Annotated in this window: 10 protein-coding genes and 1 tRNA gene; 4 read left to right on the top strand and 7 right to left on the bottom strand. The window is 44.5% G+C overall.

Annotated features, from left to right (window positions below; all coding sequences use genetic code 11):
• Nucleotides 1-10 precede the first annotated feature (10 nt).
• Nucleotides 11-1,378 (bottom strand): RagB/SusD family nutrient uptake outer membrane protein, encoded by a 1,368-nt coding sequence (locus K7A41_RS20940; protein ID WP_265715348.1) that lies wholly within the window; start codon nt 1,376-1,378, stop codon nt 11-13.
• 24 nt (nt 1,379-1,402) lie between these two features.
• Nucleotides 1,403-4,456, bottom strand: coding sequence for a SusC/RagA family TonB-linked outer membrane protein (locus tag K7A41_RS20935; RefSeq protein ID WP_265715347.1), 3,054 nt, complete (start codon nt 4,454-4,456; stop codon nt 1,403-1,405).
• Nucleotides 4,457-5,099: 643 nt separating this feature from the next.
• On the opposite strand from K7A41_RS20935, the gene K7A41_RS20930 reads away from it, so the two are divergent.
• Together K7A41_RS20930 and K7A41_RS20925 are read left to right on the top strand one after the other, a co-directional pair.
• Nucleotides 5,100-5,181 (top strand) — tRNA-Leu (locus tag K7A41_RS20930).
• A gap of 204 nt (nt 5,182-5,385) precedes the next feature.
• A complete protein-coding gene (locus tag K7A41_RS20925; RefSeq protein ID WP_265715346.1) occupies nt 5,386-6,039 on the top strand; it encodes an MEDS domain-containing protein in 654 nt (217 codons plus the stop codon).
• Here the strand turns inward: K7A41_RS20925 and K7A41_RS20920 are convergent.
• From K7A41_RS20920 to K7A41_RS20910, 3 genes are all read right to left on the bottom strand, one after another.
• Complete coding sequence (locus K7A41_RS20920) at nt 6,036-8,033, bottom strand: PAS domain S-box protein (protein WP_265715345.1); 1,998 nt, start codon at nt 8,031-8,033, stop codon at nt 6,036-6,038. The genes K7A41_RS20925 and K7A41_RS20920 overlap by 4 nt on opposite strands.
• A 30-nt stretch (nt 8,034-8,063) precedes the next feature.
• Nucleotides 8,064-8,432: a response regulator gene (locus K7A41_RS20915; protein ID WP_265715344.1), complete on the bottom strand. Its 369-nt coding sequence runs from the start codon at nt 8,430-8,432 to the stop codon at nt 8,064-8,066.
• 331 nt (nt 8,433-8,763) lie between these two features.
• On the bottom strand, nt 8,764-9,264 hold the full coding sequence (locus K7A41_RS20910) for an RNA polymerase sigma factor (protein ID WP_265715343.1): 501 nt from the start codon (nt 9,262-9,264) through the stop codon (nt 8,764-8,766).
• 477 nt (nt 9,265-9,741) lie between these two features.
• On the opposite strand from K7A41_RS20910, the gene K7A41_RS20905 reads away from it, so the two are divergent.
• Nucleotides 9,742-10,122, top strand: coding sequence for a hypothetical protein (locus K7A41_RS20905; protein ID WP_265715342.1), 381 nt, complete (start codon nt 9,742-9,744; stop codon nt 10,120-10,122).
• Nucleotide 10,123: 1 nt separating this feature from the next.
• Complete coding sequence (locus K7A41_RS20900) at nt 10,124-10,777, top strand: sigma-70 family RNA polymerase sigma factor (RefSeq protein WP_265715341.1); 654 nt, start codon at nt 10,124-10,126, stop codon at nt 10,775-10,777.
• A gap of 43 nt (nt 10,778-10,820) precedes the next feature.
• On the opposite strand, the gene K7A41_RS20895 is transcribed toward K7A41_RS20900, so the two are convergent.
• Both K7A41_RS20895 and K7A41_RS20890 read right to left on the bottom strand, forming a co-directional pair.
• Nucleotides 10,821-12,017, bottom strand: coding sequence for a hypothetical protein (locus K7A41_RS20895; protein ID WP_265715340.1), 1,197 nt, complete (start codon nt 12,015-12,017; stop codon nt 10,821-10,823).
• Nucleotides 12,017-12,595 (bottom strand): RNA polymerase sigma factor, encoded by a 579-nt coding sequence (locus K7A41_RS20890; RefSeq protein ID WP_265715339.1) that lies wholly within the window; start codon nt 12,593-12,595, stop codon nt 12,017-12,019. Before K7A41_RS20890 ends, K7A41_RS20895 begins: the two co-directional genes overlap by 1 nt.
• Nucleotides 12,596-12,687 lie beyond the last annotated feature (92 nt).

Here is a 12,687-nt window from a genome sequence, read left to right as displayed (position 1 = left end):
CAGCTGGCCATCAGTCCAGCCCCGGATTCTGATGCAGGTCCGGATCAATGGAGACCTGAGCGAAAGGGATCGGCAGCAGCAGCCTATTGGCTGAGGCGATACCGAGCACCTCCTGCGCGCGTCCGGTTCGCAGCAGATCATACCAGCGGTGGTTTTCCAGCGCAAACTCCACCCGGTTTTCCTGTTCTATGGCCTGCAGCAATGCCACCTTGCCCAAACCTTCCAGCGGCTCGATATTGGCCCGGCGGCGCACCGCATTCAGGTCGGCCAGAGCAGCAGTCAGATCCCCCTCTCCGTTTAGCTGTGCCCGTGCTTCGGCACGGATCAGATACAGTTCGGCCGTCCGGAGCAGGAAGACAGGGTCTGTACGGTCGGTCCGGTAATAGAGATTCCCGATCAGAATATTCGGGTCTGTCGAAGAAGACGTGCGAGATACCAGAGCTGACCGGTCGCCGCCTATGGCAGGATTGACGAGCAGGTCATAGATGTCCTGTGAAGGACGTATCCAGGCCGTCCCGCCATTGGCTCCGGCCAGCCACTGGCTAGCCTGCCCGCTCGTATTGTTGATATCGTATACCAGCTCAAATACCGATTCCTTGGTATTGGAGGTATTATTGGCATAGAATGAGCGATACGGTGTCACCAAGCTATAATTGCTGTTGTCATCGATGATATAGGACGCATATTTGACCGCTTCGGACCAATTTTTCTGGTAGAGATAGAATCTGGCCAGCAGCGCACGCGCCGTTTTTTTGGTCGCACGGATACGGTTGGTTTCATCCGGCAGCAGCTGTTCTGCTTTCTGCAGATCCTGCAGCACCTGCGCATAAGTATCCGCCAGCGAACTTCTGGGCACCTGCGGCAAGCTGCTCGCCGAAGCCGTCGGCTGCAGCACAAGCTGTACACCGCCCCAGGTCCGTGCCAGGTCAAAATAGGCCAGGGCACGGATAAAGTACGCTTCACCAACGAGCTGATTTCGATAAGTCTCGGTAAAGTTGGTGGTCAGGGCCAGTCCCGGCACTTTGCTGATCACGTGGTTGGCCCTGTTGATGGTTGCGTATATCTGGTTCCAGGCAGTCGCCAGTACGGCCAGATCTGATTTGACCGTATGGTTGGTCAAGGTCTGGTGGACGGTCTGGCTACCCCGGTACACGATATTATCTGCCGAAAAGAAGCCCAGTAGCTGAAAGCTGTAGCCATAATAGTCGTTGGACCGCAGCGCCGCGTATATACCGCGGACGGCTGTTGCCGCCGAGTTTCCGTCGACGATGGTCACTTCATCAGATACCGAACTACGCGGTTCGACCTCCAGAAAGGAGTTGCAGCCTGTCAGCAGCAGGATGATAAGCGGATATAAGAAATGTCTTGTTTTTTTCATGAGCGTAAACATTGCGATTAACAATTATAATGTGACATTCAGACCAAGCTGGAAGGTGCGCGGTTGCGGGGGTGTTCCAAAGGAGCCCAGGCCCTGCGCATTGGGGTTGCTCGTCACGTTGGATTCCGGATCACCGGTATATTTGCTCCACAAAAAGAGATTGGACCCCACAAAATATACACGTGCAGCCGTCAGCCTTGCCCGCTCAACCAGCTCGCGCGGTAACTTGTAGCCCAAGGTCAGCTGCCTGAGTTTTAGATAAGAGGCATCTTCCAGGTAGCGGCTGTTTGCATCAATGGTATAGTTCAGCCCTTCCGATGTCAGCCGTGGCACGTCGGTGATATCCCCCGGCTGCTGCCACCTGTTCAGCACATTCTTGAATACGCCGCCACTGCTGGGATTGCGCTCGCGGAAATAACGGTTGAGGTTTACCGCATAGCTGCCGTACTGAAAGCTGAAGTCAATGCCCAGGTCAAAGTTTCTGTAGGTAAATGTATTGCCGATACCCCCATAAAATTTGGGATAGGCATTGCGGAATACCTTGCGGGCCGAGGTCGGCAGCGAACCGTCGCTGAGCTGTCCATCGAATACGGCCTTGCCCGTCTGGGGATCGACCGAGAGCTGTTCATAAAGCCAGAACGAGTTGAGGGAATAACCCTCCTTAAGGATCACCCAATCGCGGGTATACTGTGTGATCTGAGCCGGCAGCTTTTCAATTTTATTTTTGTTGCCGGAGATGTTGAGGCTCGTATTCCAGGCGAAATCTCGGGTTTTGACATTGAGCGAGCTGATCAGCAGTTCGTAGCCCTTGTTGCTGATCTCACCGACGTTGGCCCAATATTTTGAGAAGCCGGAGCTCCCCACAATCGGGCGCTCGAGCAGCAGATCCGAGGTGTATTTGTGGTAGAGGTCAACCGTGACGGACAGGCGGCTGCCGAACAGGGCCAGATCCAGTCCGAGGTCAGCCTGCGCTGTTTTCTCCCAGCGCAGGTCATCGTTGCCCAGCTGCGAAGGTCCCGTAGCAGGCGATACTTTACCGAAGCTGTCTGCGTATTTCTCGTTACCGGTCCACAAGCCCCGTGCAGCGAAATTGCTGATGCCCGCCTGATTGCCGGTCAGTCCGTAGGATGCCCTGATCTTCAGGTCGCTCAGCCAGGACTGTCCGGCCAGAAAAGCTTCGCGGCTGATACGCCAGCCTGCCGAAAACGCTGGAAAATACCCCCAGCGGTTGTTGGCGCCAAATTTGGAAGAACCGTCTGCACGCAGTGTTGCCTCCGCAAAATAGCGGTCTCCATAGCTGTAACCTATCCTGCCAAAAAACGAGGAAATTGTGTACTTGGTCCAGTTGTCGGAGGCGATAATATTAGCTGCCGAAGAGATCTGTCTGAAAGAGTCGTTGGCAAAACCATTTCCTTCCAGATATTTATAATCAAGCACATTGCTCTGCAAGGTGTTGCCCAGGATAGCACTAAGGTTGTGATTTCCAAAGGCATGCTGATACGAGAGCGTCTGTTCATTGATCCAGGTACCATTTCTTGAGATTCCGGATGTCGCCTGGTTATTGTTCGCTATCCCGATACTTGTTTTGCTGTTCCAGTACTGCGATTCGTCGTAGACGTTATAATCGGCGGAGAAACTGGATCTGAATTTCAGTCCTTTCACGATATCGACTTCTGCAAAAGCGCTTCCGACATAGCGGAGGCTTGTGGTATTGACATCGTAGTTGTCCACCAGCGTATACGTATTGTCCGTGCCGTTGAGCGAGCCGTCGGTATTGAAGATGGGCACATTCGTTGCCGAGGAGACGGCCGAATTGAAGAGGCTCACCTGCGGACCGTCGCCGGTACGCGCCTGATTGCGGTAGGTGCGGGAAAAGTTGTTCGTCAGGCCGATCTTGACGCGGCTGCTGAGCTGGTGGTCAAAATTAAATTTGACACTGGTACGCGAGAAGTCGATCACTTTGATAAAAGCTTCCTGTCCCGTGTATCCGGCGCCAATATAAAACCTCGATTTGTCACTGCCTCCCTGTATACCCAGATTGTAATCCTGCAGCCTACCATGCCGCAGCAGAAAGCCCAGCCGGTCATAAGTGGGTTGCTCTTCCGGATTTCCCTTTCCCCCTTCTGCCACAGGGCGATACGGTCTGTTGGCAAAGGTCTGCTTGAGTGCGGGGTTGTCCAGTCCGGAGTTTATCCACCATTCGTTGGCCAGGGTTGCCGTTTCGGGGCCGGTGGCCAGTTTGGGCAACAGGGTACGGTTGGCCTCGGCCCATCCCGCCTGGAGATTGAGATCCACCTTGGTGCGGCTACCATAGCTGCCCTTTTTGGTGGTAATGATAATCACCCCATTGGCACCACGTGATCCATAAATTGCTGTTGCCGAAGCATCTTTGAGCACCTCAATCGATTCGATATCTGCCGGATTGATGTCTGTGAGCGGTGAGCTCGTGCGCCCGCCGAGGCCGATATTCTGCAAGGAGGTGTTATTTAAGAATACGCCGTCTATGATGTAGAGCGGGTCACTGCTCGAGTTGATGGAGGTCGTCCCGCGTACCCTCAAAAAGATACTTTCTCCGGGTACACCGGAGTTGGTCGAGACCTGCACCCCAGGGAGCTTTCCCTGCAGCTGGGCGTCAAAGCTCGCTACGGGGATTTTGTTCACTTCGGACGCTTCGACTCTGGCCACAGCGCCCGTCAGGTTTCTCTTTTTCTGTGTACCATAGCCGACCACCACCACTTCGTCCAGGTCCGAAACGGCTGGTTGCAGCAGGATCTGGATCTGGGCCTGCCGGGCGGTGATCCGGCGACTTTTATAGCCTAAAGAAGAGGTTGAGAACGTCAGAGGCAACCGCTGCCCCGTGACAAACTGAAATCGTCCCGACGCATCTGTCTTTACCTGGTGGGTCACACCTTCAAGCTGTATCGTGACTCCTTCTATGGGCTGATGGGAAATTGAATCCAGCACCAGGCCTTTTAAGGTCGCGTTAATCAGAGGCTCAGATTGCTGCGAAAATACGGGCAATAGCAAACCATGCGACAAAAATAGTGTCGCGGCGTACTTCCATACGCTATTTTTCATAGATATATTTTTAACAGTGAATAATTACAAGTGCCAACGCCAATTGATTACTTGTCAGAAAAGCTGCATGTCTGGAGAAAGAGGTCCTTTCTTCTAACCACAGCTACACATTCGCATGCTTATATCAGAGAAATAGGATAGACAGGAGAGCGGATATGCTCTTAATGAAGAAGGGATCAAATAAAAACTCTGGTTCATAAATAATAAATTATATTAACAGTGATATTTCATTACACACGGAAGATGCTGCTTTCGGAAGGCCTCTGGATATCCTATAAACTTCCTTCGATAAGCTTGTCTCCTAGGTTGATGCACAAATATAATAAACATAAATAAAATCTACAATATTAGTAGACATTATTTTAGTTTGTACGATTATGTGCCAAAAAGATGATGTCTAAAAGACAAGACTTAGCACCTTACAATTTGACAAAAACCATCCTTTGGACTAATTTTTTATATTTAAAACAAAGTTTTTAAAAACAATACAATACACTCATATTAAGGAACTAAGCTATTAACGCGATTTCTAGACCAAAAAAAATAGGACTTTAAACACATAAAAAAACGAAATAATATGCTTGATATACTTGGAAGATATAGGTTTCATTTCTATCTTTGTGACATCAAAAGAAATCCTAATGCGGAAGTGGCGTAATTGGTAGCCGCACCAGACTTAGGATCTGGCGCCGCAAGGCGTGGGGGTTCGAGTCCCTTCTTCCGCACGCAAAATCCTTCTTAGAGATAAATCCTAGGAAGGATTTTTTTATCCATCACAATGTCCACCAAAAAAGTTTGGCCCAAATGTAAACGTATGGAAAGCATACCAGAAAAATATCCATCTGCATTGATAAAATTTGATACTTTTAATATCTTTAGCTTTCACTTGTCCAGCATTAGCTTATTAGGGTGGAATTAAAAATATCATAATGGAAAATCAGGAGAAATCGGAATGGGAATTTGCTGAGACGAGGATCTTTTGGGGAGAAATTGCGCCAACAGATCACGTTGTACAAATTTATGAAAATGATGAGTCTTTTTTGATCACACTGGAAGGCTTCGTTATTAGTGGGCTGGAAGCAAAGGAGTCTGTCGTACTAATAGCAACCTCTCAACATATCGCTGCATTATCTCATCGGCTTTCAAAGGCAGGAATTGTTATCGACACGTATATTGCTGACGATCGACTCATTTTGTTGGACGCAGAACAAACATTAGCCAAATTCATGGTGAACGGATGGCCTGAACCGAGACTTTTTGAAGAAACCATCATGGCAATCATCAGACGGGCTGTAGATAAAAATCGACGTGTACGTGCTTTTGGGGAGATGGTGGCACTATTATGGGCAAAAGGTGAAAAATCAGCTACTGTACATTTAGAAATGTTGTGGAATCGCTTCTGCGAAACGCAGAAGCTGTGTCTTCTCTGTGCATACCCCAAGAATGGCTTCACCCAGGATGCCAACTCGTCAGCTCACACCATTTGCTGTGCACATGCCAAAATGCTTTCGGGCATACAAAAGTCAACGACTAAAATCTTTTATAAAACGGCGCCCCAACAATCATCAGGGATTGTCCTTTAAACTGGTAATTTTACAGTAAATGTCGAACCCTGACCTAGCTCACTTTCTACGGAAAGCGTGCCGTAATGTTTGTCAACAATTTCTTTGGCTATATATAAGCCTATGCCTAAACCAGAAATATTGGTATCTATACCCGACGCCCGATAAAATCTTGAAAAGATCCTTTCCTGCTGGTCTTCTGGAATTCCAATACCAAAGTCCTGAACGCGGAGCACCGCGTACCCAGGCTCTTCCTTCAAAAAAAGTTTTACTAAATCTGCTTCTGGTGAATATTTGATAGCGTTGTTGACTAGGTTAATGATAACCTGTTCTAAACGTCGCTTGTCTCCTATTATCCTATGAATTGTCTTTTCACTAAAGAATGCTATATGATGCGAACTACTAGTATATTGAATCTGTTCAACGGCATCTTTAATCATTCCTACTAGATCAAAAGGAGATTGTATAAGCGGCAACTGCCCTGTCTGGATTTTGGAGGCATCCAACATATCTCCAACTAACGCGGACAATTTATTTGCTTGGCTTAAGGCTCTATCAATAGCAGATCTGTTGACGTCTCCTTCCAGCATTCGCATACTGATAAATTGTAAAAAACCTTTTAGGCTCGTAATAGGTGTCTTCAATTCGTGGCTAGCAAGTCCGATAAATTCATCTTTTTTGATATTTAGACTACGTATCTCTTCATAAAGGTTTGCATTCTCCAGCGCAGTACTAGACAGCGTTGCAATTCCAACAATTAGCTTTTCATGTTCTTCGCTGAAAAAGCATTCTTCACGATGCCCGTATATCAATCTTCCGATGACGGTACCCGACGCTGAGATAACAGGGACTATAAGGCAACTAACCGTCTGCAACTCATCCATAAACGTAAAACGCAACCAATCGTTCTGCCTATAATAAGCGTCATTAGTGATATTTTCTGATCGAATAATTTCTGCATAAGTGATATTGCCAGTAATAAGAAGCAGTTCCGGACCTGACCTGAGTTTATCAAAAAGCATCTCTGAAATCCCCGAACATTTGGCCTGTAGCGCCTGCCCCTGGAATTTATCTGGTCGGTTATAAATAAAAAAACCAAATGATGCACCAATAATTTTGGTAGAGGCATCGATCACCCGTTGGAGAATCTCACCCACTTCAAGGCTCTCTGATACCAATTTCCCTATTGTATTCAAAGTTTCGACATGGTTGGTGTACCTTTGCAGATTCTTTTCGTACTCTTTTTGTCTCGAAATATCTCGGGCGATCTTAGAAGCACCCATAATCACTCCTGATTCATCTATCATTGGGGATATCGACAATGAAACTGGAATCAATCTTCCTCCCTTATGCATACGCACGGTTTCAAAATGATCAATTCGTCGTCCCTGCTTTATATTTTCGATAATGTGATCTTCTTCCGTTAACCTGTCTGCAGGTATGATTAACGATATATGTCTACCCAATGCTTCTTGCTCCGAATAACCAAACATCATCTCTGCTGCTACATTCCAGCTGGTGATTATTCCTTCTAAATTTTTGCTGACAATAGCATCGTCCGACGTACTTACAATAGCAGCAAGGCGGGCTTGATGTTCGCGGCTTTCGTAAAGCTGCTGCTCCATTTGTAAGTTTCGTTGGGCGGTTAAGCTAGCCTGTTTTTTCAGCGCCGCAATATCCTGAAAAAAGAGATAAGTCAACCTTAAGCCGTCTGTATCTTGTATTATATGGCAGGAAAGTAACGCCCAGCATTCTCCGCCGGTATTCTTTTGCAGCAGTACCTCACAGTTGATTACCGGTATTCCTGCAAATATTTGCTGAAAGGCTTGTCCAGAATCCTCTCCATAAAAAAAAGAAAGGACCGGCCTTCCTGACAAACCGCCAATGTCAGCAGCCAAAAGAGTAGTCGCAGCTCGATTTGAAAAGATGATGATACCCTTCTCGTCAATGCATAAGACAGGTATATTATTCAGGTCATATATCTCCTGAATTTCCAAATGTGTAAGCTCACTCATAAGACGTTAAAAACAAAAGAAATCCACTTGTCAGCCAGTCTTGGCTGTACCCTTAATCACAGCGAGGAACTCCCCCATATCAAATGGCTTTGCAAGATAAATATCTGCACCAGAGCTAATTGCAATCTGCTCTCCAATTGGATTTGCTGACATACAAACAATAAACATTTGATTTAATGTTGGGTCAGTCCTAACGTTCTGGATTAACTGGTCGCCTGATATAACCGGCATGGCGATGTCCACAATCAATACATCAGGACATTCAAGCCGTAGACGAGGCAGCGCATTCCGACTGTCGGTTTCGGTAAGCACTGTAGCGTCCGTGAATTCCTGAAGCACCATCTCTAACATCTCCACAATATTTCTGTCATCATCGCAAATAAAAATCTTTCTCTTCATATCTCTTATATTTAGGAAAGGCAACAGATGATTTCGCCTTTTTAATTATAGTTTATTCAGGAGTAATGACTAAATCTACAAAAAAAATAATCAAATCAATTATCCCAGCCCCTTCATCACATATTTTTTTGTGCGTCTATATTTTCACAACATGTCCGCCACAATAGCAGCCCTGGTATTATTAGGCGAAAACAGAATGTTGTGGCCACCTTTCCCAGTTAGGTTATCATTTATAAAAATTTAATTTCCCATGCAGCCCTGTTTTCCCTTTCAAATAAAAAGCCAAACGAAAACTCGTTTGGCTAATATATCTATAAAGAGTGATAAGCGATCAATTTAATTTATAAACTTTAAGCTGCTGTTGTAACTTTTTACGGATCATATGAATTCTCGTTTTTATGGTTCCTTCCGGCATGTTAAAGTAGCTCCCGATCTCGTGGTATTTGTACCCATCCAAATACAGGCGAAAGATCTCATAATTGTCAGCTGATAAACTTCGCATAGCCTTTTCAATGTCGTCGGCCATAAATTTATTGATCCCTTTATTGTGTTCGATCGTATTGGTGCTTTCTAGATCGACATACACATCTTGAATCTCGCTGACACGTTTTGCTTTGCGATATTTATTAATATAAGTATGTTTCATGATCACATACATCCAGCTCATCAATTTCGGGTGATGAACAAACTTATCAATGGATTTAAGCGCACGAATCCAAGTCTCCTGGATTAAATCTTCCTTCTCATCAGGGTCAGCAGTAAACTTAGCAGCAAAGTGGTTCAATAAACTTCTTTTTTCCTTAATCAATACATTTAAATTGTAGTTGTTCATAATTATATGCTTTCGTTTAAATTGATATTAGTGGTGTTTCTGCGTGTAGAACTACAATAAGAATGCTAAAATGTACGGAATCGAAACGTCAAAATAGGTACCACCCTGCTAAGCGTATAAGTACGTTTCGGTCATCACGGGCAGGAAAGTAAATAAAACAGCTGCCTACAACAGTAAAAAAATCCATATTATTAAAAAAATATCAAACTAAGAAATAACCCAAACGGGTATAAATTCTTATATTAATGTAGAAAGTACCGGCGATGATGAATTTTAACGAACCGGGTCATGAAGCAAATTGTACAAACAGATATACGGAAACATTTCAATAAGTATAAAAATAATGAACAGCCCACGGCGACCAGCAACCAGGCTTCATAAAGCAACGGCTGACATCCTAAAAAATTATAATGTCCTCGCTGTAACTATTTCTTGGGCTGCATACTCTAATAGGAAAAGTAATAATAAGATAGCGTTATGGAAAATACAGCAATCAAAACACAGAAACGGGTCTTCCATTTGTTGAAGTACACTTTTATTATCGTACCTATTGTCGCCGGTGCAGATAAGTTCATGAACTTATTGACCGAATGGGACCAATATCTCAACCCCGCTATTGCGGCGGTGTTGCCATTCTCAACGGGGATTTTCATGAAAGTCGTTGGTACGATTGAAATCGCGGCCGGCCTGATCGTTTTAAAAAATCCGCACATAGGTGGTTTGATTGTGGCTCTTTGGCTAGTCGCTATCGCCTTATCTCTATTAATGAGTTTTAATTTTGTGGACGTTGCTGTCAGGGATCTGGTCATGGCGATTGCAGCTTTTTCGATATCCCAATTGTCCAGGACTATAAAATAACATGAAACAAAATAACGGACAGCTGCACGACAAGGAAATTATATCAAGAATCCTGCTTGGAGAAAAATCGCTTTACGAGTTGATCGTAAGGCGATTCAACCCATACTTGTATAGAATTGGCCGGTCTTATAGGTATGATCATGAAACCACTCAGGATCTGATGCAGGATACTTATGTCGATGCCTTCAGGAATCTACATCAGTTTAAACAACAGGCTGACATAAAGACTTGGCTTATTCGAATCATGTTAAATAACTGCTACAAAAAGAAGCAAAGGTCCAGCTACAAAAACGAACTTGCTCAAGACAATATCAATGAAAACGTACTTCCTATGTTTAATAATGCAGACAGTGATACCTATCGCCAGGTGTATAACCGGGAGTTGGGAAAGGTTATCGAACAGGCGGTGGAAAGAATACCGGAGAAGTACCGCTTGGTCTTTTCACTACGTGAAATAAATGGGCTGAACGTATCCGAAACAGCCAAGGTACTTGATATTAGTGAAATTAACGTCAAAGTCCGGCTCAATAGAGCAAAAGCAATACTGCGCAAAGAACTTGAAAAATCATATGCCCCCATGGAGCTCTATGAGTTCAACCTTGTGTATTGCGACGCAATGGTCAGCCGTGTCATGAAAGAAATAGAAGGAGAATAACAATCACAGATAGTGCAGCGTTGCAAAATGACGTAACAATACTTTAAAGGCTCACACCTAAAGTAAAGGCCACCCCCTTGGATTCAAGGTCCACATTCCCATATCCAATGCCTGTCAAAGGCAATTTAACAAACGGTTTGACACCCACATTCACCTTGTCGCTAATTTTCCGCTCAATGGATACCGAAAAATCCGCTACGCCAAAAATATGTTGATTTTCTCCAACAACTTCATACACTCCACTTTTTTTACTGTCCCCATAATTACCCCCACCTTCATAATCAAATGTATACTTTTCCTTCAACATGAAATAACTTGAAAGGCCCGCACTAACATTAAATTTTAACTTTTTATTACGCAAAACAGTATAGTTTGCTGTTAAAGGCACATCAATAACGTCACATACAGCACTGACACTGCTTGGCACCTGTGTCATCTCCGGCGGATTGGATGGCGAATAAAATCTATATGCTGACTTATAATTCTTCTTGGCGTAGGTTGCCCCAACGGAAATGTGTAAACCTTTTGCCAAGGGATAAGAATAAGCCAAACCGATGTTTTCACTAACTGAAGAGTTTCCAGCTCCCCTGACGCTCGTCAGATCAGGGCCTGCTAGCAGACTGATCATAGGGCGTTCTCCTTGTGGTTTAGCTAATACATCCATACCTTTTGGTTGATAAGACAGGTCTGGCCGCTCTTCTATTGCATCGTCACGATGTATCTGCACGACCAGCTGGGATAGGGGCTTTAATCGACCATTCATTTTGGGAATTGTTACAATACTATTCATAGCAATGCTCGTCATTTGAGAAGGTTTTCCGGTGACGAGCCGCACGCTATTAATTTGTTTCCAATCATGGAGCTCTATTGGATTTTGAAATGCTATATTGCGATCATCTTTCGGCGGAAATCGGGTTTCCTCTTTTTGTTTGACGCCTACTTCTGTTGAGCTGTTCGTTTCTTTTTTAGAAGTTGCTTTCTGTTGGGCTATACTACCCTTATTGGCGTCCGATAAAGACTCCAGTTGAAATTGATCACTTTTCCAAATAAAAAACAAAGCAAAAACAGCCGCTACGGCAGCCCCTAGTACCAGTAATACAGCCATGTTTTTCCTTCTTTCATGGCGTTTCTCGTTCAACCTATCCTCTAGTTTCTGCCAATGTGATTCATTAAAGTCAAATTTGGCGTTACTTAGACCTTCCCTAAAAATTTCGTCAATTTTATTTTTATCCTTTTCCATTATGTTTTCTCCTCAGTCTTACCACGTATAGCACCCCGAATCTTCACCATTTCAGCTAGACGGCTCCTTGCTTTATGCAGATTCGATTTGGATGTTCCGATCGCGATGCCCAACATATCGCTGATTTCTTCATGTCCATAACCGTCAATAGCATAGAGGTTGAAAACCGTTCTATAGGCAGGTGGGAGCTGATGTACCATCGCCAACAAATCCTCGTAGTCCAATTTGTGGCTAATCGAGTCATGATCAACAATAGTATGCTCATACATGGTAATATCTAAAGATATACCTTGTCGTATTTTTGCACGGTAAAAATCTATTGCCGTATTTGTCATGATTTTTTTTATCCACACGGAGAAGGGCTTTTGATAATCGTATTTGTCAATATGTTTAAAAACCTTGAAAAAGCCGTCGTTTAATATGCCAATAGCATCCTCTTTATTATCAGAATAACGCAGACATATCCCCAAAGCTATTGGATAATAAATAGTATAAAGATCTTTTTGAGATCTACGGTCCCCATTGATGCATCCTTTAATAATATGGATAGATTTTTCGTCAACTCCTGTTATCGCCACTCGATATTGCTGCTTTCTTTTGATAAATATAGTATTAAGTCTAATACGATCAGATACCACCAAAGGTTGCCTGTAAAAAATATTTTTTTTCT

This window comes from Sphingobacterium sp. InxBP1, assembly GCF_026191775.1.
In the GTDB taxonomy this organism is placed as follows: Bacteria; Bacteroidota; Bacteroidia; order Sphingobacteriales; family Sphingobacteriaceae; genus Sphingobacterium; species Sphingobacterium thalpophilum.
This window is presented reverse-complemented; position numbering and strand designations above follow the sequence as displayed.